Genomic DNA, 20,010 nt, shown 5'->3' with positions numbered 1-20,010 from the left:
CAGTCGAAGGAGCGATCCGGTGAGCACCGAGCGACCCGACAACGACGTGATCCGCCCCCGGCGGCGGTCCCGGCTGGCCGTAGCCTCGGTGGCGGCAGCGGTCCTACTGGCCGGGGGCGGCGGCGCGTACTGGGCCGCCAGTGCGGCGGACGACGGAGGCAGCCGGTCCGGCAGCGGCGACGACGCCGCTCCCCTGCTCGCGCTCGACGAGACGCCGGGCGGCCCGGACAGCCCGACGGCGCCCCCCGAGGGCATCGCTGTCGGCGAGCCCGATCCGGGTGGCGGCGGTGTGGTCTACCGCGCGGCCGGCAAGCTGCCCGACGGGCCGGACACGGCCGCTGTCCACCGCGCGAAGGGCACGGTGTCGGCGGCGGAGGTGGCACGGCTGGCGAAGGCGCTGGGCGTGGCGGGTACACCGCAGGCCGAGGGCACGGCCTGGAAGGTGGGTTCCGACGGGGACGGCTCGGGTCCGCTGCTGCGGGTGAACAAGCAGGCGCCGGGCACCTGGACCTTCGCCAGGTACGGCTCCGGCGGGACGGACAACTGCCAGAGCACCACGGTGTGTTCGAGCAAGGACATGGCGCCGGGCGGCACGGGGTCGCCGGTGAGCGAGAAGGCGGCCAAGGCCGCCGCGGCGCCCGTGCTGAAGGCGGTCGGTCAGGACGACGCGGCTCTCGACGCCCGCCAACTGATGGGCTCGGTACGGGTGGTGAACGCGAACCCGGTGGTCGACGGGCTGCCCACCTACGGCTGGGCGACCGGGATCCAGGTGGGCCCCGACGGTGAAGTGACCGGTGGCAGCGGACAGTTGAAGGGCCTGGAGAAGGGCGCCGAGTATCCGGTGATCAGCGCGGGCGACGCGTTGAACCAGTTGAACAGGGCGGGCCGGGCGGACACTTCGCGCAGCGGCATCGGAGGGTGCGCCACCCCCGTACCACTGGAGGACGGCACCCTGAAGTCGCCGGGGAACAGTTGCGGGGCGCGGACCGGGGCGGAGCGCGGGACGACGACCGTGACGGTCGACAAGGCGGTGTTCGGCCTCGCGATGCGGTACGTGGAAGGCGAGCAGACGCTCGTGCCGTCGTGGCTCTTCTCGGTGCACCCGGCCGCGGGCGGGACGGGCAACACGGTCACGCAGGTCGCGGTGGACCCGGACTCGCTGGCGAAGCCCTCGAAGACCCCGACGCCGGAGAGGACTCCGGCCCCCGGCTCGGGGGACGACGCACGGTCCCAGCGGCCGCTCATCTCGTACAGCGCCGACGGGCGGACGCTGGAGGTGACGTTCTGGGGCGGGGTGTGCAGTACCTACGCGGCGAGCGCGACCGAGAGTGCGGACGCGGTACGGGTGACGATCACCGAGTCGAACCCCGACCCGAAGAAGGTCTGCATCATGATCGCCAAGAAGCTGACGCGAACGGTGACGCTGGACGCGCCGCTGGGTGACCGGAAGGTGCTCGACGCGACGGGCGGCATGGTGCCGCGCGGCTGAGTACGACAGAAGGCGGCGCCCCCCGGGAATCCGGGGGGCGCCGCCTTCTGCGGGCACTGCTGCCCGCTACCGCCTTCGCGCCTCAGCTGAAGGAGTCGCCGCAGGCGCAGGAGCCCGTGGCGTTCGGGTTGTCGATCGTGAAGCCCTGCTTCTCGATGGTGTCGACGAAGTCGATGGAGGCGCCGCCCAGGTACGGAGCGCTCATCCGGTCGGTGACGACCTTGACGCCGTCGAAGTCCTTCACGACATCGCCGTCGAGCGAACGCTCGTCGAAGAAGAGCTGGTAGCGCAGGCCCGAGCAACCGCCGGGCTGGACGGCGACGCGCAGCGCCAGGTCGTCACGGCCTTCCTGCTCCAGCAGGCCCTTGACCTTGGCTGCGGCGGCGTCGGACAGGAGGATGCCGTCGCTCACGGTGGTGGTCTCGTCCGATACGGACATCTGCTTCTCTCCCGGGTTGTACGGACTGCTTGCCGACGTTGCAACCGTCGGGACCACGGATTCATTCCGGGCCGAGCGCTTGCCTGTTCCTTTCATGCTCGCACACCGGTCCGCGAGGAGTCCGCGAGCGGGGGCGGCGAGGCCCCAGGACGGAATGCGTCACATCGACGCGATCGGTGTCGTCAAAGTGACATGAAGCAGATATGATAGATAGCGTCAAATAGACGAAAAGGCTCCCCGGTGCAAGCCCCGGCTCCACTGGAGCGGCTGTGCCGCACTGACCGCAGAACAGAAAGGGTGCGTGACGTGACCACCGCCCAACCACTGGATGTCCAGCCGACGCCCCTCGCCCTGCTGCTCCTCGGCCGCGATGCCGACCCCAGGAGCGAGCGCGGCGTGGAGTGTCCTGGCGATCTGCCCTCCCCGTCCGACCCGGACCTGGTGGAGCGCGCCCGCGCGGCCAAGGAGAAGCTCGGGGACAAGGTCTTCGTCCTCGGCCACCACTACCAGCGCGACGAGGTCATCCAGTTCGCGGACGTCACCGGCGACTCGTTCAAGCTCGCCCGCGACGCGGCCGCCCGGCCCGAGGCCGAGTACATCGTCTTCTGCGGCGTGCACTTCATGGCCGAGTCCGCGGACATCCTGACCACCGACGACCAGAAGGTCGTGCTGCCGGACCTGGCCGCGGGCTGCTCGATGGCCGACATGGCCACTGCCGAGCAGGTCGCCGAGTGCTGGGACGTGCTGACCGAGGCCGGGGTCGCCGAGCAGGTCGTACCCGTCTCGTACATGAACTCCTCCGCCGACATCAAGGCCTTCACCGGCCGCCACGGCGGCACGATCTGCACCTCGTCCAATGCGAAGCGGGCCCTGGAGTGGGCCTTCGAGCAGGGCGAGAAGGTGCTCTTCCTTCCCGACCAGCACCTGGGCCGGAACACCGCGGTCCGGGACATGGGGATGACCCTGGAGGACTGCGTCCTCTACAACCCGTACAAGCCGAACGGCGGTCTCACCGCCGAGGAGCTGCGGAACGCGAAGATGATCCTGTGGCGCGGGCACTGCTCGGTGCACGGGCGCTTCTCGGTGGAGTCCGTCAACGACGTGCGCGAGCGCATCCCGGGCGTCAATGTGCTGGTGCACCCCGAGTGCAAGCACGAGGTCGTGGCGGCGGCGGACTACGTCGGCTCGACGGAGTACATCATCAAGGCCCTGGAGGCGGCGCCGGCCGGCTCGAAGTGGGCGATCGGCACCGAGCTGAACCTGGTGCAGCGCCTGGCCAACCGGTTCGCGGCGGAGGACAAGGAGGTCGTCTTCCTCGACAAGACGGTCTGCTTCTGCTCGACGATGAACCGGATCGATCTGCCGCACCTGGTGTGGACGCTGGAGTCGCTGGCCGAGGGCAACCTGGTCAACCGGATCGAGGTCGACCCGGAGACGGAGAAGTACGCGAAGCTGGCGCTGGAGCGGATGCTGGCGCTGCCGTAGGCGTTGCGCCTGCGGGCGGGCGTTGGCCCCTACCGCCCCTCCCCCGTACTGGAGACGCGCAAGAGGCCCCGGCACCGTTGAAACGGTGCCGGGGCCTCTTGCGTGCCCTGCGTTACGCCTTCGCGGGCTCCGGCTCCTCGGAGGTGGTCTCCTCCGGCCGGGCCGTGGCGGACAGGCCCGCCTTCTTCGCCCGCTTGATCGCCTTCTTCTTCGCGCGGCGCTCCTTGCGGAGCTCCACCATCGCGTACAGCGTCGGCACCAGAAGCAGCGTCAGCAGCGTCGACGTGACCAGACCGCCGATCACCACGACCGCGAGGGGCTGCGAGATGAAGCCGCCCTCGCCGGTGACGCCGAGCGCCATCGGGAGCAGGGCGAAGATCGTCGCGAGTGCGGTCATCAGGATCGGGCGGAGGCGGTGGCGGCCGCCCTCGATCACTGCTTCGACAATGCCCATGCCCTGCGACCGGTACTGGTTGATCAGGTCGATCAGCACGATCGCGTTGGTCACCACGATGCCGATCAGCATCAGCATGCCGATCATTGCCGGAACGCCCATCGGGGTGCCGGTGACGACCAGGAGACCGATGGCGCCCGTCGCCGCGAACGGGATGGAGACCAGCAGGATCAGCGGCTGGACGAGCGAGCGGAACGTCGCGACGAGCAGCATGAAGACGATCGCGATCGCGGCCAGCATGGCCAGACCGAGCTTCATGAACGCGTCGTTCTGGTCCTCGGAGACACCGCCGATGGTGGCGGTGGCGCCGTCCGGCAGGTCCAGGGCATTGATCTTCGACTGGAGCGAGGCGCTCACCGCTCCGGTGTTGTCACCGGTGGGGCGGGCGGTGATCGTGGCGGCGCGCTGGCCGTCGATCCTCGTCATCGAGACCGGGCCGGGGACCAGCTTCACCTCGGCGATCTGACCGAGCTTGACCCGGCCGAGCGAGAGGTTCTTCAGCTCGTCCATCGTGGTGGCCGGGTGGGCGGACTTGATGACGACGTCGCGCTCGGTGTCGTCCATGATCGCCTTGCCGGACGGGGTGCCGCGCACCGCTCCGGCGACAGCCGCACCGAGCGTGGTCTGGTTGAAGCCGGCGGCCGCGGCCTTGGCGTTGGCCTTGACCGAGATGCGCGGGACGGACTGCGCCAGGTCGCTCTGGACGTCGGTGACGTCCTTGAGCTCGGCCACCTGCGCCCGCACCTCTTCGGAGGCCTTCTTCAGGGTGTCCGCGTCGGCGGACTTCACCACGACGCTCAGGTCCTGGCTGCCGAAGCCGTCGCCCGCGGCGATGGTGGTGTCACCGATGCCGTCGAGCTTGCCGAGGCCCTCGTCGATGCGCTTCTGGGTGGCGTCGAAGTCGGCCGAGTCCTTCAGAGTGACCTGGTAGGAGGCCTGGTTGGCTCCCGTACCGCCACCGAAGGCCGCCATGAAGCCGGAGGAGCCGACGGTGACCTGGTAGTCCTTGACGCCCTTGTCGCCGTCGAGGAGCTTCTCGACCTTCTTGGCCGCCTCGTCGGCGGCCGTCAGGCTGGTGCCGGGGGCCAGCTCCTGCTTGATGGAGAGGACTTCCTGCTCGCCCTGGTCGAAGAAGTTGGTCTTCAGCAGCGGGGCCATGCCGAAGGTACCGAAGAGCACGGCGACGGCGATGACGATGCTGGTGATACGGCGCCGGGTCGCGAAGCGCAGCACCGGGACGTACAGCCGCTGGAGCCGGCTGCGGGCCTCCTTCTCCTCGGCCTTGCGACGGGCCTCGTCCGGGTTCTCCGTGCTGCCCTTGGGGGCGCGCAGGAACCAGTACGACAGGACGGGGACCACGGTCAGTGAGACCAGCAGGGAGGCGAGCAGGGCCGCGGTGACGGTCAGGGAGAACGAGCCGAACAGCTCGCCGACCATGCCGCCGACCAGACCGATCGGCAGGAAGACCGCGACCGTGGTGAGGGTCGAGGAGGTGACCGCACCGGCCACTTCCTTCACCGCGGTGATGATCGCGGAGTGGCGCTCCTCGCCGTAGCCGAGGTGGCGCTTGATGTTCTCCAGGACGACGATCGAGTCGTCGACGACGCGGCCGATCGCGATGGTCAGCGCGCCGAGCGTGAGCATGTTGAGCGACAGGTCGCGGGTCCAGAGCACGATCAGGGCGAGGACCACGGAGAGCGGGATGGAGACCGCGGTGACCAGCGTCGAGCGGAGCGACGCGAGGAAGACCAGGATCACGATGACCGCGAAGAGCAGGCCGAGCGCGCCCTCGGTGGTCAGACCGGAGATCGCCTTGGAGACGGCGGGGCCCTGGTCGGAGACGACGGTCAGTTCGGCGCCCGCACCGAGGTCCTTGCGAAGGTCCGGGAGCTTGTCCTTGACGGCGTCCGAGATGGCGACGGCGCTGCCGTCCTTGTCCATCGTCGCCATCACGGCGAGGCTCGGCTTGCCGTTCGTCCGGGTGATGGAGACCGCGGTGGCCGGCTCCTGCTTCACGGTGGCGATGTCACCGACGCGGACCGGCTTGCCGGGCTTGTCGGCGGCCGGGTTCTGACCGGCGACCCGAAGGTCCTCGATCTGCTTCAGCGAGGTGAAGGCTCCGCCGACCTGGACGGTGCGGCTCTTGCCCTGCTCGGAGAAGGAACCGGCCGGGACCGTGGCGCCGCCCGCCTGGAGGGCCTGGGCGAGAGATCCGGCGTTCAGTCCGGCGGCCGCGAGCTTCTTGTCGTCCGGGGTGATGGAGACCTGGAGATCCTGGACACCGTTGACGGTGACCTGGCCGACGCCGTCGATGTCCTCCAGGGCGGGGACGACGGTGCGGTCCAGCTGGTCGGCGAGCGCCTGCTGGTCCTTGTCGGACGTGACGGCGAGGACGACGGTCGGGATGTCGTCCGTCGAACCGGCGATGACCTGCGGGTCGACATCGTCGGGCAGCTGGACGCGGGCGCGGTTGACCGCCTGCTGGATGTCGGCGACCAACTGCTTCGTGCCCTCGTCGCCGAAGTCGAAGGACGCCATGATGACGGCGTTGCCCTCGCTGGCGGTCGAGGTGACGCCCGTGACTCCGTCGACGGACTTGATGGTGTTCTCGAGCGGTTCGACGACCTGCTTCTCGACCACATCGGGAGACGCGCCCTGGTAGGGGGCGAGCACCGACACCATCGGGAGTTCGATGGTGGGCAGCAACTGCTGCTTGAGCTGCGGGATCGCGATCGCTCCGAAGACGAGCGCGACGATCGAGATCAGCCCGATCAGGGCCCTTTGCGCGAGGCTGAATCTGGACAGCCAGGACATGGGTGGGTCTCTCTTCTGTGGCTTACGCGGCAGGTGGGCGGGTGACTCGGGGACAGACCCGGCCCAGCTATACGATCGCTCATCCGCCCGGGCGAAAGCGTCGGCCCCAGGGTCGCATTCTTATGCGGCGCATACCGCAGGTGGAGTACGCCGCCCCTCCACCTGCTACTCCACCCGGGGGCGAACCAGGCCCGATTCATACGCAATTACCACCAATTGAGCCCGGTCGCGGGCGCCCAGCTTCGCCATCGCCCGGTTCACATGGGTCTTGACGGTGAGCGGGCTCACCGCCAGACGTTCGGCGATCCCGTCGTTGGAGAGCCCGCCCGCGACGAGGACCAGCACCTCGCGCTCACGACCGGTGAGCGCGTCGAGCCGCTCGGAGTACTCGGCGGCGCTCGGCCCCGGACCGTCCGAACTGCCGCCCTGCGCAAGGAAGGTGGCGATCAGTCCTTTGGTCGCGGCCGGGGAGAGCAGCGCCTCGCCGCCCGCGGCGATACGGATGGCATTGAGCAGTTCATCCGGTTCCGCCCCCTTGCCGAGGAAGCCGGACGCGCCGGCCCGCAGCGACTGCACCACGTACTCGTCGACCTCGAAGGTGGTGAGCATGACGATCCGCACGGCTGCCAGTTCCGGGTCGGCGCTGATCATCCGGGTCGCGGCGAGCCCGTCCGTACCGGGCATTCTGATGTCCATCAGCACCACATCGGCCCGCGTCGAGCGGGCCAGCGCCACGGCTTCGGCGCCGTCCGCCGCCTCGCCGACCACCTGCATGTCGGGCTCGGAGTCGACCAGCACCCGGAACGCGCTGCGCAGCAGCGCCTGGTCGTCGGCGAGCAGGACCCTGATGGGTGTTGTCATGGGCGTTCCCCCGTCCGGCCCGCCGTGCCCGGCTACTCCGGCTCTCCCGTTCGGGCCTTGACCGGCAGGATCGCATGAACCCTAAATCCGCCGCCGTAGCGGGGCCCGGCGGTGAGGGTGCCGCCGAGGGCGGTGACGCGTTCGCGCATGCCGAGCAGTCCGTGGCCGCCGCCGTCGGCGGCAGTGCCCGCGCCTTCGCTACGGCCCGTGCCGTTGTCGAGGACCGTCACCTCGGCCGTCTCCCCGACCCGTATGACACTCACCTCGGCCTTCGCCCCGGGGCCCGCGTGCTTCTGCACGTTGGTCAGCGCCTCCTGGATCACCCGGTACGCGGCGAGATCGACGGCTGCGGGCAGCGGGGTCAGACGGTCGGCGCACGCCACCTCGACCGGGAGGCCGGCTCGCCGGACCTTGTCCACCAGTTCACCGAGGACCGCGAGGCCGGGGGCCGGCTCGGTCGGCGCCTCCGGGTCGCCGGACTGGCGCAGCAGCCCGACGGTGGCGCGGAGTTCGCCCAGTGCGGAGCGGCTGGCCTCCCGGACGTGGGCGAGCGCCTCCTTGGCCTGGTCGGGGCGCTTGTCCATGACGTGGGCGGCGACCCCGGCCTGCACATTGACCAGAGCGATGTGGTGGGCGACGACGTCGTGCAGATCGCGGGCGATCCGCAGCCGTTCCTCGGCGACCCGGCGGCGGGCCTCCTCCTCGCGGGTGCGCTCGGCCCGTTCGGCCCGTTCCCTGATCGCGTCGACGAAGGCCCGCCGGGAGCGGACGGCGTCCCCGGCCGCGCCGGCCATGCCGGTCCAGGCGAAGACCCCGAGGTTCTCCTGGCTGTACCAGGGGGAGGCGCCGAAGAGCATCGCGGACGCCGCCAGAACGCTCATGGTCAGCAGGCCGACCCGCCAGGTGGTGGGCCGGTCCGTGGTGGCGGCGACCGTGTACAGCGCGATGACCGCGCTCATCACCACCGGGGCGGGCGGGTCCACCAGCACGAACTCGACGATCGTGAGCGCACCGGTGGCGGCGAGCACCGCCATGGGGTTGCGCCGCCGCAGGACCAGCACGGCAGCGCCCAGCACCATCAGGACCACGCTGGCCGCCTCGGGCGTACGGGTGCCGAAGCTGGGCCCGTTCGGGGCGTTCGGATCGGTGAACGACCCGGCGATCATCGAGGCGAGCACGGCCACGGCGAGCGCGCCGTCGAACGCGAGGGGATGGTCGCGCAGCCAGCGCCGCACGCGCAGGAACCCGGTTCCGAGGGTGGTCACGTCAAGCAACGGTACGGCGTGTCGCGCACGGATCCGGCCCATCCGCCCCCGCGCCGGGACGCAGAACGCACCGATCCGGACGAACCGGTCCGGCAGCACGACGTACCGGTCCGGAGAGCACACTGCCCCGCGGCCGGCGGACCGGACACGGGGCAGAGCACTTGCGTGCGGGTGCTGGAGCGGCTGACGTCAGCCGGGGATCAGACCGTCGTCGCGGAGCATGTCGCGTACCTCTTCGAGGGTGGCGTCGGGCGACGGCAGGATCAGTTCGGACGGCTCCAGGGAGTCGTCCGGCAAGGGCGTGCCGAGCTCGCGCACCCTGGCGAGGAGCGCGTGGAGCGTGGTGCGGAAGCCCGGGCCGTCACCGCTCTCCATCTCGGCGAGCAGTTCGTCGTCGAGCTTGTTCAGCTCGGCGAGATGACTGTCGGCCAGGGTCAGCTGGCCCTCCCCCATGATCCGAACGATCATGACGTCTGCCTCACTGCTTGTCGAACTTGTGCGGGGACTGCGACGACTGCTGCTGGCCGGCGTCCTGCGAGCCGCCCTCGATCGCCTGCTGCGGAGCGGAGCCGCCGGCCAGTTCGGCCTTCATGCGCTGCAGCTCCAGCTCCACATCCGTACCACCGGAGATCCGGTCGAGCTCGGCGGCGATGTCGTCCTTCGCCGTCCCGGTCGGGTCGTCGAGTGCGCCGGAGGCGAGCAGCTCGTCGATCGCACCGGCGCGCGCCTGCAGCTGCTGGGTCTTGTCCTCGGCCCGCTGGATCGCCAGGCCGACGTCGCCCATCTCCTCGGAGATCCCGGAGAACGCCTCGCCGATCCGGGTCTGCGCCTGGGCGGCGGTGTAGGTGGCCTTGATGGTCTCCTTCTTGGTGCGGAAGGCGTCGACCTTGGCCTGCAGCCGCTGGGCCGCGAGAGTGAGCTTCTCCTCCTCGCCCTGCAGCGTCGAGTGCTGCGTCTCCAGGTCGGTGACCTGCTGCTGGAGGGCGGCCCGCCGGGACAGCGCCTCGCGGGCCAGGTCCTCACGACCGAGCGCGAGCGCCTTGCGGCCCTGGTCCTCCAGCTTGGACGTCTGGCCCTGCAGCTGGTTCAGCTGCAGCTCCAGGCGCTTGCGCGAGGTCGCCACATCGGCGACACCGCGGCGCACCTTCTGAAGCAGCTCCAGCTGCTTCTGGTACGAGTAATCGAGGGTCTCGCGCGGATCCTCGGCCCGGTCAAGGGCCTTGTTTGCCTTCGCGCGGAAGATCATCCCCATACGCTTCATGACACCGCTCATGGGCTTCGCGCGCCCCCTTCTGACGGACTGGGCTCCAGCACTCCAACAGAACCCACAGTACGGGCCCTGTCTCTATTACCGCACTGTTCGAGCAAGGATGTGGTCCTCCCCAAGGACGACTGCTCCCGGTCACCACTCCGGCCCAGGGAGTAGGTGGCTGTCAGGGAAACCGGCGGCAACGTCCGTTCTGCCCCTCTCGGGACACATGTGAGGACGCAGGCCGTTGCCGGATCGTTCCCGACCGGGCTGGGGTCGCCGCCGCCGACCCCGTACCCTTGGGCTTTGTGTTCCGTAGCCGTTCGAAGGAAGAGAAGGCGCCCACCTCCAAGGTGACGGCGGACCTCTCCACGCAGCCCCGCGACCCGCAGGCACCCAAGGGTCGCCCCACCCCCAAGCGCAGCGATGCCCAGTCGCAGCGCCGTCGTGCCTCCAGTGGTGCGCCGCTCGACCGCAAGGAGGCCATGAAGCGCCAGCGCGAAGCGCGCCGCGTGGACATGGCCAAGCAGCGGGAGGCGCTCGCGAGTGGCGACGAGCGCTACCTGCCGGCCCGTGACAAGGGTCCGGTGCGGCGCTTCGTCCGCGACTTCGTGGACTCGCGCTTCTGCATCGCGGAGTTCTTCCTGCCGCTCGCAGTGATCATTCTGATCCTCAGCGTGATCCAGGTGCAGAACATCCAGAACATCTCACTGCTGCTCTGGCTCGGTGTGATCGTGCTGATCGTCATCGACTCGATCGGGCTCGCGTTCCGGCTGAAGAAGCAGCTGAACGCACGCTTCCCCGATACGCCGAAGCGCGGCGCGGTCGCCTACGGCCTGATGCGTACGCTTCAGATGCGTCGGCTCCGTCTGCCGAAGCCGCAGGTCAAGCGCGGAGAGCGGCCCTGAGCACGGAGGTTTCCGGCTCGGTGGCCGGTCCGTCCGTCGGTCCGCCTCGTCGCGGCACCTCCCCGTTCTCCGGGGCCTCTTCCACCTGGCTCAAAGGGCTCGGCGGGCTGCGCAACACCGTCCGCCAGGAGCTGGTCGCCCGGCAGCTCGACGAGCAGATCACCGCGCGCTTCCCGGTCGGGCAACGGCTGCGGGTCCTCGATGTGGGCATGGGGCAGGGCACCCAGGCACTGCGGCTGGCCCGGGCCGGTCACACGGTGACCGGTCTGGAGTCCGATGCCGAGATGCTGCGGGTGGCCCGCGAGGCACTCACCGACGAGCCCGCGGGCATCCGGGAGCGGGTCCGGCTGATCGAGGGCGACGGCCTGGAGACCGGGGTGCACTTCCTGCCGGGCAGCTTCGATGTGGTGCTCTGCCACGGCGTGCTGATGTACGTCCAGGAGCCGGACGCGATGCTGGCGGGCCTGGCCCGGATGCTGGCGCCAGGCGGACTGCTGTCCCTGGTCGTACGGAACGGGGACGCGCTGGCGATGCGGCCCGGCATCGCCGGCGACTGGGGCACGGCGCTTGCCGCGTTCGACACGGACGCCTACACCAATCGGCTGGGACTGACGGTCCGGGCCGACCGGCTGGACGACCTCACCGCCACACTCGCCGGGATCGCCGCGCCGCTGCATGCCTGGTACGGGGTGCGGATCTTCACGGACCACATGAGCAATGACGTGGAACTGCCGGCCGCGGCGGAACTGGACCGGGTGCTGGCCGCGGAGGACCGGGCCGGGCGGACGGACCCGTACCGCGGCGTGGCGGCACTGCTCCATCTGTGCGGCGTGCGGGGCTGAGCGCCGTCCCGTAACCCCTGGCAGGCGCCCCGCATCCCTGGCGGGCGCCCCGCTCGATCGGCTGCGTCCAACAGGCCGCCAATGGGGTTAAAAGTAATAATCCGGACATGGATGCTTCCCACTCGCGTACCCGTGCCCGCCGGTTGCTGCTGCCGCTGGCCGCAGGCCTCTGCGCCATCGCCCTGGTGAGCGGCTGCTCCGGATCGAAATCGAACGCGTCGCAGGCCGGTGCAACGCCGTCGGGCGCGAAGCAGCAGGCTCTGACCACCCCGTCCGCCGACGATCTGCAGACCGATTTCCAGACCGTCATCAAGAACGTCCTGCCCTCGGTCGTGCAGATCGACGCCTCCAACAGTCTTGGCTCGGGCATCATCTATGACGACAAGGGCCATATCGTCACCAATGCCCATGTGGTGGGCGCGGAGAAGACCTTCAAGGTCACCATCGCCACCGGCGAGAAGGTGCTGAGCGCCTCGCTGGTCGCCGCATATCCGGAACAGGACCTGGCCGTCATCAAGCTCGACGACGTGCCGAGCGGGCTGGAGCCGGCGACGTTCGGTGACTCGGAGAAGGTCGAGGTCGGTCAGATCGTGCTGGCGATGGGCTCGCCGCTCGGGCTGTCCAGCAGCGTCACCCAGGGCATCGTGTCGGCGGTCGGCCGGACCGTGACCGAGAGCCGCGCGGGCGGGGGCACCGGGGCGACCATCGCGAACATGGTGCAGACCTCGGCGGCGATCAACCCGGGCAACAGCGGCGGCGCACTGGTCAATCTGGACAGCGAGGTGATCGGTATCCCGACCCTGGGAGCGGTGGACCCCGCAATGGGCGACAGCGCCGCGCCGGGCATCGGGTTCGCGATCCCCGCCTCGATGGTCAAAACGGTGGCCGACCAGATCATCAAGAACGGCAAGGTCACCGACTCGGGCCGGGCGGCACTGAACATCACCGGCCGCACGGTCGTCGACGACAACTACCAGCCGGCCGGGGTGGCGCTGGTCAGCGTCACGAAGGGCGGCGCCGCCGACAGGGCGGGGCTGCAGGTCGGCGACATCATCACGAAGATCGGCGACGCGCCGGTCACCACGATCGCCTCGCTGTCGGAGGAACTGGCCGTCAAGAAGCCGGGCCAGAAGGTCACGGTGACGTATCTGCGCAACACCTCACAGCGGACCGCGGACGTCACGCTGGGCGAGATCTGACCGCCTGCGGAACCGCACGCGCGCAGGCCCCGGGTACCGACGAACGGCACCCGGGGCCCGTGCATGCCGGTGGAACGGGTCAGCCCTGGTCGGCCTGGAGGCTCATGGGGCCGTAGATCTTCGTCGTGTCCTCGAACAGCGTCACCTGGTCCGCTCCGCCGTCGAGGAGCTCCTTCCAGAACTCGCCGATCCAGGACTCCGCGTCCCCCTGGGTCGTGAATTCCTCCGGCTGCAGGGCCGGCTCCGTCTCCGTACCGTCGGACTTCTCGAACCGCCACGTCCACGCCATGTCCGCCTCCTGGGTCACGTTGCTGCCCGCAGCCTAGTGGCTGGACGCGCAGGGTTGGTCGCGCAGTCGGTGCGGGGACGCGGGAGGATCAGGAGCGTGGAACTGACTCTGCTCGGCACCGGAGCTCCCGACGGGCTGCCTCGCCCCGAATGTCCGTGCGCCGCCTGCGCCACCGCCCGCGGGCCGCGGGCGCGGGCCGCGACCGCGTTGCTGGTCGACGATGCGCTGCTGCTCGATCTCACTCCGGGGGCCGTGTTCGCCGCCGCCCGTGCGGGGCATTCGCTGACCGGCGTACGGCAGGTCCTGCTCACCCATCCGCACGACGGGCCCGCCATGGAGCTGCCCGCCGGGCTGCCCCCGGCCGCCCGGGTGCCGGACGGGCAGGAGCTGACGCTGATCAGCGGGCACCGGATCCGGGCGGTGTCGATGGACGCGCCGGGGACCGGATACGAGGTGACGGCTCCGGAGGGCGAGCGGCTGCTGTACATGCCCCCGGGGGCCGCCCCCGCCGGTCTCACGGACCGGGTGGCGCAGCCGTACGAGATGGTCGTCGGCGATGTGACCGGGCGGCCGGACGCGGTGGCCCGGCTGCGGGCCGTCGAGGCGATCGGGCCGGCCACCGAGGTCATCGCCGTCCATATCGACCACGACGCGCCGCCCGGCCCCGAGCTGGACCGGCGGCTCGCGGCGTCCGGGGCGCGGACCGTGCCGGACGGGACGACGCTGGTGGTCGGCGATTACCGAGCCGTACCGGATGTCCCGCGGCGCACGCTGGTGACGGGCGGTGCGCGGTCCGGGAAGTCGGTGGAGGCCGAGCGGCGCCTGGAGACGTTCCCCGAGGTGGTGTACGTGGCGACCGGCGGCGGCCGGGACGGCGACGCCGAGTGGGCTGCCCGGATCGGGCTGCACCGGGAGCGCAGGCCGGCCGCCTGGCGCACCGAGGAGACCTGTGAACTGGTGGAGCTGCTGGAGTCGGACGGGCCTCCGCTGCTGATCGACTGCCTGTCGCTGTGGCTGACGGACGCGATGGACCGGGTGGACGCCTGGTCCGACGCGGCGTGGGCGAACGGCGGCGAGACCGCGCTGCGGGAGCGGATCACCGAACTGGTCGGCGCGGTGCGCGGGACGCGGCGTACCGTCGTCGCCGTGACCAATGAGGTCGGCTCCGGCGTGGTGCCCGCGACGGCCTCCGGGCGGCGGTTCCGGGACGAGTTGGGGCGGCTGAACGCGGCGTTCGCCGACGAGTGCGAGCACGTACTGCTGGTGGTGGCCGGGCAGGCAGTGACACTGCGCGGCTGAGCGGACGGAACGGCAGAGCGGGAGAGGAGCGGACATGGCCCGTGTACGGCCGATGCTGAACGGGGTTCCGGAGACCCTGCTGTGGACGCTCTACAACCGGGCGTACGAGGCGGGGCAGCTCTATCCCGTCATCGACGATCCGATGGCGCTGCAGCTGGTGGCGGACCTCGACTACCCCTTCGAGGAGCGGTTCGGACGGCCGAACGCGTTCCACTCGCAGGCTCAGGCGCTGCGTTCGCGCTGCTTCGACCTCGCGGTGGAGGGCTATCTGCGCGCCCATCCGCAGGCCACCGTGGTCGCGCTCGGCGAAGGTCTGGAGACCGGCTTCTGGCGGGTCGACAACGGCCGGCTCAACTGGCTGAGCGTGGAGCTGCCGGAGGTCGCCGCGCTGCGCCGTACGCTGCTGCCCGCGTCGGACCGGCTGCGGACGCTGACCCGTTCGGCGACCGATCTCTCCTGGCTGGACGAGATCGAGGACCCGGCCGGCCGGGGTGTGGCCGTCACGACGCAGGGGCTGCTGATGTATCTGGAACCTGCCGAGGTACGGAAGATCCTGGCGGGCTGCGCCGAACGGCTGCCGGGCGGCGTACTCGTCCTGGACTCGATGGCACGCTGGCTGGCGCGAGGGACGGTGGCCGGTACGTCGAAGGTCGGCTCCATGACCATCCCGCCGATGCGCTGGGCGATGGACCCTCGCGAGCGGAAGAAACTGCGCAGCGCGCATCCGAACATCACCGAGGTGCACGCGCTGGGGCTGCCACGCGGACGGGGTGCGATGGGCGAGCTGATCCGGATCCAGCACCTGACCCCGGGGCTGCGGACGCTGACCCCCGCGATGACGCTGCTGCGGTTCGGGGCCTGATCCACCGCCCGCCGCACTGATGGGGCGTCAGAAATGTGGCAGGTACTGTTCCGCAATGAGCCCCGCGGCGGGCTCACCGGCCCACACCACGTAACGACCCGCGAGGCAGACCCCCGTGAATCTGGACGACTTCTCCGACCTGATCGAACGCCCCGACGGCGGCGTACGGCGCGACGCCGAGGAACGCCGGGAGCGGCTGATCGTGCCCCCGGGTGCCCTCGGGCGCCTCGACGAGCTGGGCGAATGGCTCTCCGCCGCACAGCAGGCCGTGCCGGTCAAGCCGATCGAGCAGCCGCGCGTGGTGCTCTTCGCCGGTGATCACGGGGTGGCCGAGCTGGGCGTCTCGGGCCGGGCGGCCGGGACCGCGCACGAGCTGGTGCGGGCCACGCTGGACGGTGCGACGCCGCTCGCCGTGCTGGCCCGCCGCTTCTCCGTACCGGTGCGGATCGTCGACGCCGGCCTGGACTGCGATCCGGAACTGCTGCCCGAGTCGGTCGTACGTCACCGGGTGCGGCGCGGCAGCGGCCGGATCGACATCGAGGACGCGATGACGGCCGAGGAGGCCGAGCAGGCGGTGCGGCTCGGGATCGCGATCGCCGACGAGGAGGCCGACTCGGGCACCGATCTGGTGGTGCTCGGCGACCTGAGCGTCGGCGGCACCACTGCGGCATCCACGCTGATCGCGGCGCTGTGCGGCACGGACGCCTCCGTGGTCACCGGGCGCGGCGGTGCGGGCATCGACGATCTCGCCTGGATGCGCAAGTGTGCGGCGATCCGGGACGCGTTGCGACGGGCCCGGCCGGTCCTCGGTGACCAGCTGGAGCTGCTGGCCACGGTCGGCGGCGCCGACCTGGCGGCGATGACCGGATTCCTGCTGCAGTGCGCGGTGCGCAGGCTGCCGGTGATCCTGGACGGCGTGGTCTCGTCGGCGTGTGCACTGGTCGCCCAGCGGGCCGCGTTCCGGGCGCCGGACTGGTGGCTGGCGGGCCAGGTGAGCGGCGAGCCGGCGCAGACGAAGGCGCTGGACCGGATGGCGCTCAACCCTCTGCTCGACCACGGCGTCATCGTGGGCGAGGGGAGCGGGGCCCTGCTGGCGCTTCCGCTCGTGCAGGCCGCGGCCGCGCTGGCGGCGGAGCTGCCCGAGCGCGCACCGGCGGGCACCGGCGAGGACGGCAAGAAGGACGGCGACGAGGCCGGGACGACCGGCGCGAACGGCGAGTCGGCCGACGACTGACCGACCCTGCCGGGCTGCGGCCGCCGGCCACGGACACCGGCCGCAGCACAGCCCCTTGTGAAGCGCGATGCCCCATATGATCGCTTTTCATGGGAGAGGTCCGATTGGTCGGTGGGGGTGTCCGGCGGAGCACCGTCCGCTCACGACGCGGCGCGGCATTCGCCATCTGGTATCTGCGCGCCGTGTCGTTCATCAATTTCCTGAGCGCTGTCTGGGTCACGCTCGGCCAGGACCTCCGCCGGCACAACACCGACAACTACTTCACGCCCTATCTGCTCACCGCGGGCTTCTCCTCCGGAGTGGTCGCACTCTTCCTGGCCGTCACCATGCGTCGCCGCAAGCGGGCCGCGTGGATCGTCAACATGGTGCTGAGCGGTCTGCTGCTGCTGCTCTTCGCCTTTGTGATCTCCTTCCCGGAGATCCGGCAGTACCCGCAGAACTGGATCTCCCTGGCACTGACCGCCGCGTTCGTCCTGGCGCTGCTCCTCGGCCGGCGCGAGTTCTACGCCAAGGGCGACAGATCCAACCCGAAGCTGGCGGCCGTGGTCGCCGTCGGCGGGCTGCTGCTCACCTCGCTGATCGCGACCCTGCTCGTGACCGTCACCAACACGGCGCACGACGAGTACCGCTCGACCTTCCTCGACCGCTGGCGCTACGGCGCGCTGCGGCTGATCTCGGTCGCCGCCGACAACTCCCGCTTCCCCGGCATCACCGTGCCCGGCTGGGTCAATGTCGTCATCAACATCCTCTCCACCCTGCTGCTGATCGCCGTCGTGTACGCGGCCTTCCGCTCCCGCCGGGCCGTCGACCCGATCACCCCGCAGGACGAGGACCGGCTCCGCGTCCTGCTCGACAAGCACGGCGACCGCGATTCGCTCGGCTACTTCGCGCTGCGCCGGGAGAAGAGCGTCGTCTGGTCGCCGACCGGGAAAGCAGCCGTCGCCTACCGGGTGGTCGGCGGGGTCTCGCTCGCCTCCGGTGACCCGATCGGCGACCCGGAGGCCTGGCCCGGCGCGATCGAGCCGTGGCTCACCGAGGCCCGCGAGCACGGCTGGATCCCCGCGGTGATGGGGGTGAGCGAGGAGGGCGGCACGGTCTACGCCCGGCACGGCCTCGACGCACTGGAACTCGGCGACGAAGCGATCGTGGAGACGGCCGAGTTCACCCTCGACGGGCGGGCGATGCGGACCGTCCGCCAGGCGTACAACCGGGTCAAGCGCGCCGGGTACGAGGTGACCGTCCGCCGCCACGCGGACATCCCCGACGCCGAGATGGCCGAACTGCTGCGCTGTGCCGACGACTGGCGCGACGGGGAGACCGAGCGCGGCTTCTCGATGGCGCTCGGACGGCTCGGCGATCCGGCGGACGGGCAGTGCGTGATGCTGGCGTGCCGGGACAGCGGCGACGTCCCGGGCCAGGGCCAGTTGCGTGCCGTACTGAGCTTCGTCCCCTGGGGTCCGAACGGTCTCTCGCTGGACCTGATGCGCCGTGACCGGAACTCCGAGAACGGCCTGATGGAGTTCATGGTCATCGAACTCCTGCAGCGCGCACCGGAGATCGGGATCACCCAGGTGTCGCTCAACTTCGCGATGTTCCGGTCCGTCTTCGAGAGGGGATCACGGCTCGGCGCCGGACCGGTGCTGAGGCTGTGGCGCTCGCTGCTCAGCTTCTTCTCGCGCTGGTGGCAGATCGAGTCGCTCTACCGCGCCAACGCCAAGTACCGACCGATCTGGGAGCCGCGCTTCATGCTCTTCGAGAAGAGCTCCGACCTGCTGCGCATCGGCATCGCCGCAGCCCGCGCCGAAGGGTTTCTGGAGGCCCCCGGCCTGCCCAAGTGGATGCACCGCTCGCATCTGGGAAGCCGTAGATGAGACCGGTGACCTCGCTGCGCACGGCCGCCCGCCGCGAGTGGGGGCCGCTGCTGTCGACCGTACGCTGCGCGCTCAGCGGCTCCCGGCTGCGGGCCGTCCCGATGGCGCTGGGGGCGGTCTGTCTGACGGCGCTGCTCCAGGTGGTGCAGAACCAGTCCTGGGGCCGTCGGCCGGTGGACGTCCTCGGCTCGGTGCGGGCCGAGGACCCGCTGTGGATCGCCCTGCTGCGTACTCCACTTTCGCTGTTCGTACCCGCGCCGGATCTCCCGGTGTGGGGTGCGCTGGCGCAGGTCCTGGTGGTTTTCGGGATCGCCGAGATCTGTCGGGGCCGGTGGCGCACCCTGTTGATCGCGTACGTCGCCACGCTGGCCGGGACGTTGTACGCACGGGCCGGCGTCGCGGTAGGCCCCGACGGGCTGTTCGGGCTGCCCGCATCGGACGCGCATGTCGTCGACACCGGCCCGTCGGCGGCGGTGGTGGGGATCGCGGTGTATCTGTGCCACGCCTACCGGGCCTGGTTCACCGGGGCGGTGGTGATCACGGCGATGGTCGTCGAGGTGGTCCTCAAGAACAACCTGGCGGGCAAGGAGCATCTCGCGGCGATCGTCGCGGTGCTGATCCTGTGCGGCTTCACGGCCCGGCGCGACCGGCGCCGTCATCTGCGCGCCCGCCGCGGTCAGGACTTGCGCGTCGGGGCCGGGTTCCGGTCCGGCGCGCCGCCGATCAGATCCTCGAACCTGCGGCGCGGCGCCACCCAGCGCCGGTCGTGATGGTACGCGCGCAGCACCGCCCTGGAACGGGCTCGGTGCCGGTTGCGGTAGAAGCGCTTCGCCCACTTCGACGTCGGCCGGGCCAGCCGGATCGCGCCGAACAGAGCGACGAACGGCACCAGGGTGCCGATCACCGCCATCCGGGCCTTGCCCTTGAAGAGCGCGATCAGCACGAAACAGAAGTTGACCACCAGGGTCAGGACGATGCCGAGCCGCCCCTGCTCCTGATCGCTGGTCAGTTCGTTCACCCCGAGCGGCGAGAAGCCACCGAGGAGAAGGAGGACGAGCGCCGCGGTGAGGACGACGACCTCCACGCTCTGCCGACCGTCTTCGGTCCAGTACACATCGTCGAGATGGAGGATCAGGGCGAACTCGTCCAGGACCAGCCCGGCACCCATCCCGAAGATCACCGCGCAGATGCCCGCCGTGACACCGTGCCGCCCGCTGGAGACCGCGCCGAAGCCACCGATCACCGTCAGCACCACACCGGGCACCACATGGTGGACGTGCAGGCCACCGGGCGTGACGTTGCGGAACGGGCCCTTCCCCGCCCTGATCAGCCGGGTGATGAGACGGGTGATGGCGAAGGTCAGCACAAAGGCGGCCAGCGCGAGGAGCAGGGGCAGCTTCCCCGGCTCGACGAAGTTCTGATCGAACCAGTGACCCATGCCACCCTCTCC

The 20,010-nt window shown here is 70.5% G+C and carries 18 protein-coding genes; 10 read left to right on the top strand and 8 right to left on the bottom strand.

What is annotated here, in order from left to right:
- Positions 1 to 19: 19 nt before the first annotated feature.
- A complete protein-coding gene (locus OHA88_RS32340) occupies positions 20 to 1,489 on the top strand; it encodes a hypothetical protein (RefSeq protein WP_328628102.1) in 1,470 nt (489 codons plus the stop codon).
- A gap of 82 nt (positions 1,490 to 1,571) precedes the next feature.
- On the opposite strand, the gene OHA88_RS32335 is transcribed toward OHA88_RS32340, so the two are convergent.
- Positions 1,572 to 1,928, bottom strand: a complete 357-nt coding sequence (locus tag OHA88_RS32335; protein ID WP_030933606.1) for a HesB/IscA family protein — start codon at positions 1,926 to 1,928, stop codon at positions 1,572 to 1,574.
- 297 nt (positions 1,929 to 2,225) lie between these two features.
- On the opposite strand from OHA88_RS32335, the gene nadA reads away from it, so the two are divergent.
- Complete coding sequence (nadA, locus tag OHA88_RS32330; protein ID WP_328628101.1) at positions 2,226 to 3,413, top strand: quinolinate synthase NadA; 1,188 nt, start codon at positions 2,226 to 2,228, stop codon at positions 3,411 to 3,413.
- Between the two features lie 112 nt (positions 3,414 to 3,525).
- On the opposite strand, the gene OHA88_RS32325 is transcribed toward nadA, so the two are convergent.
- The 5 genes from OHA88_RS32325 to OHA88_RS32305 form a co-directional block, all read right to left on the bottom strand.
- The gene (locus tag OHA88_RS32325; protein WP_328628100.1) at positions 3,526 to 6,681 is read right to left on the bottom strand and encodes an efflux RND transporter permease subunit; all 3,156 of its coding nucleotides are present in this window, start codon (positions 6,679 to 6,681) and stop codon (positions 3,526 to 3,528) included.
- 165 nt (positions 6,682 to 6,846) lie between these two features.
- Complete coding sequence (locus OHA88_RS32320; protein ID WP_328628099.1) at positions 6,847 to 7,542, bottom strand: response regulator transcription factor; 696 nt, start codon at positions 7,540 to 7,542, stop codon at positions 6,847 to 6,849.
- Positions 7,543 to 7,574: 32 nt separating this feature from the next.
- Complete coding sequence (locus OHA88_RS32315) at positions 7,575 to 8,807, bottom strand: sensor histidine kinase (RefSeq protein ID WP_328628098.1); 1,233 nt, start codon at positions 8,805 to 8,807, stop codon at positions 7,575 to 7,577.
- Positions 8,808 to 8,996: 189 nt separating this feature from the next.
- The gene (gene pspAA / locus OHA88_RS32310) at positions 8,997 to 9,275 is read right to left on the bottom strand and encodes a PspA-associated protein PspAA (RefSeq protein ID WP_326603242.1); all 279 of its coding nucleotides are present in this window, start codon (positions 9,273 to 9,275) and stop codon (positions 8,997 to 8,999) included.
- A gap of 10 nt (positions 9,276 to 9,285) precedes the next feature.
- Positions 9,286 to 10,068 (bottom strand): PspA/IM30 family protein, encoded by a 783-nt coding sequence (locus tag OHA88_RS32305; protein ID WP_328628097.1) that lies wholly within the window; start codon positions 10,066 to 10,068, stop codon positions 9,286 to 9,288.
- A gap of 296 nt (positions 10,069 to 10,364) precedes the next feature.
- Between OHA88_RS32305 and OHA88_RS32300 the strand changes: the two genes are divergently transcribed.
- From OHA88_RS32300 to OHA88_RS32290, 3 genes are all read left to right on the top strand, one after another.
- Positions 10,365 to 10,964, top strand: a complete 600-nt coding sequence (locus OHA88_RS32300; protein WP_030933626.1) for a DUF3043 domain-containing protein — start codon at positions 10,365 to 10,367, stop codon at positions 10,962 to 10,964.
- Between the two features lie 107 nt (positions 10,965 to 11,071).
- Entirely contained in the window at positions 11,072 to 11,806 is a 735-nt protein-coding gene (locus OHA88_RS32295; protein WP_328629848.1) for a class I SAM-dependent methyltransferase, read from the top strand.
- A 107-nt stretch (positions 11,807 to 11,913) separates the two neighbouring features.
- Positions 11,914 to 13,005 (top strand): S1C family serine protease, encoded by a 1,092-nt coding sequence (locus tag OHA88_RS32290; RefSeq protein WP_328628096.1) that lies wholly within the window; start codon positions 11,914 to 11,916, stop codon positions 13,003 to 13,005.
- 79 nt (positions 13,006 to 13,084) lie between these two features.
- On the opposite strand, the gene OHA88_RS32285 is transcribed toward OHA88_RS32290, so the two are convergent.
- Positions 13,085 to 13,294, bottom strand: coding sequence for a hypothetical protein (locus tag OHA88_RS32285; RefSeq protein WP_267005548.1), 210 nt, complete (start codon positions 13,292 to 13,294; stop codon positions 13,085 to 13,087).
- Between the two features lie 96 nt (positions 13,295 to 13,390).
- Between OHA88_RS32285 and OHA88_RS32280 the strand changes: the two genes are divergently transcribed.
- The 5 genes from OHA88_RS32280 to OHA88_RS32260 all read left to right on the top strand — a co-directional run bounded on the left by OHA88_RS32280 (position 13,391) and on the right by OHA88_RS32260 (position 19,330).
- The gene (locus OHA88_RS32280) at positions 13,391 to 14,593 is read left to right on the top strand and encodes a bifunctional adenosylcobinamide kinase/adenosylcobinamide-phosphate guanylyltransferase (protein WP_328628095.1); all 1,203 of its coding nucleotides are present in this window, start codon (positions 13,391 to 13,393) and stop codon (positions 14,591 to 14,593) included.
- Positions 14,594 to 14,627: 34 nt separating this feature from the next.
- Positions 14,628 to 15,455: a class I SAM-dependent methyltransferase gene (locus OHA88_RS32275; RefSeq protein WP_328628094.1), complete on the top strand. Its 828-nt coding sequence runs from the start codon at positions 14,628 to 14,630 to the stop codon at positions 15,453 to 15,455.
- Between the two features lie 115 nt (positions 15,456 to 15,570).
- Complete coding sequence (gene cobT, locus OHA88_RS32270) at positions 15,571 to 16,689, top strand: nicotinate-nucleotide--dimethylbenzimidazole phosphoribosyltransferase (protein WP_328628093.1); 1,119 nt, start codon at positions 15,571 to 15,573, stop codon at positions 16,687 to 16,689.
- 89 nt (positions 16,690 to 16,778) lie between these two features.
- Complete coding sequence (locus OHA88_RS32265; protein ID WP_328628092.1) at positions 16,779 to 18,560, top strand: phosphatidylglycerol lysyltransferase domain-containing protein; 1,782 nt, start codon at positions 16,779 to 16,781, stop codon at positions 18,558 to 18,560.
- Complete coding sequence (locus OHA88_RS32260; protein WP_328628091.1) at positions 18,557 to 19,330, top strand: hypothetical protein; 774 nt, start codon at positions 18,557 to 18,559, stop codon at positions 19,328 to 19,330. The genes OHA88_RS32265 and OHA88_RS32260 overlap by 4 nt, the downstream gene beginning before the upstream one ends.
- Here OHA88_RS32260 and OHA88_RS32255 read toward each other — a convergent pair.
- Positions 19,237 to 19,998: a hypothetical protein gene (locus OHA88_RS32255; RefSeq protein WP_328628090.1), complete on the bottom strand. Its 762-nt coding sequence runs from the start codon at positions 19,996 to 19,998 to the stop codon at positions 19,237 to 19,239. The genes OHA88_RS32260 and OHA88_RS32255 overlap by 94 nt on opposite strands.
- Positions 19,999 to 20,010: the final 12 nt, after the last annotated feature.

Origin of the sequence: Streptomyces sp. NBC_00353, from assembly GCF_036108815.1 — a bacterium.
In the GTDB taxonomy this organism is placed as follows: domain Bacteria; phylum Actinomycetota; class Actinomycetes; order Streptomycetales; family Streptomycetaceae; genus Streptomyces.
This window is presented reverse-complemented; position numbering and strand designations above follow the sequence as displayed.

What these genes read in the sequence shown, in the direction of transcription:
- OHA88_RS32335 (WP_030933606.1), bottom strand. Translation starts at nt 1,928, where the DNA reads ATGTCCGTATCGGACGAGACCACCACCGTGAGCGACGGCATCCTCCTG.
- OHA88_RS32325 (WP_328628100.1), bottom strand. Translation starts at nt 6,681, where the DNA reads ATGTCCTGGCTGTCCAGATTCAGCCTCGCGCAAAGGGCCCTGATCGGG.
- OHA88_RS32320 (WP_328628099.1), bottom strand. Translation starts at nt 7,542, where the DNA reads ATGACAACACCCATCAGGGTCCTGCTCGCCGACGACCAGGCGCTGCTG.
- pspAA (WP_326603242.1), bottom strand. Translation starts at nt 9,275, where the DNA reads ATGATCGTTCGGATCATGGGGGAGGGCCAGCTGACCCTGGCCGACAGT.
- OHA88_RS32305 (WP_328628097.1), bottom strand. Translation starts at nt 10,068, where the DNA reads ATGAAGCGTATGGGGATGATCTTCCGCGCGAAGGCAAACAAGGCCCTT.
- OHA88_RS32290 (WP_328628096.1), top strand. Translation starts at nt 11,914, where the DNA reads ATGGATGCTTCCCACTCGCGTACCCGTGCCCGCCGGTTGCTGCTGCCG.
- OHA88_RS32285 (WP_267005548.1), bottom strand. Translation starts at nt 13,294, where the DNA reads ATGGCGTGGACGTGGCGGTTCGAGAAGTCCGACGGTACGGAGACGGAG.
- OHA88_RS32275 (WP_328628094.1), top strand. Translation starts at nt 14,628, where the DNA reads ATGGCCCGTGTACGGCCGATGCTGAACGGGGTTCCGGAGACCCTGCTG.
- OHA88_RS32265 (WP_328628092.1), top strand. Translation starts at nt 16,779, where the DNA reads ATGGGAGAGGTCCGATTGGTCGGTGGGGGTGTCCGGCGGAGCACCGTC.
- OHA88_RS32260 (WP_328628091.1), top strand. Translation starts at nt 18,557, where the DNA reads ATGAGACCGGTGACCTCGCTGCGCACGGCCGCCCGCCGCGAGTGGGGG.
- OHA88_RS32255 (WP_328628090.1), bottom strand. Translation starts at nt 19,998, where the DNA reads ATGGGTCACTGGTTCGATCAGAACTTCGTCGAGCCGGGGAAGCTGCCC.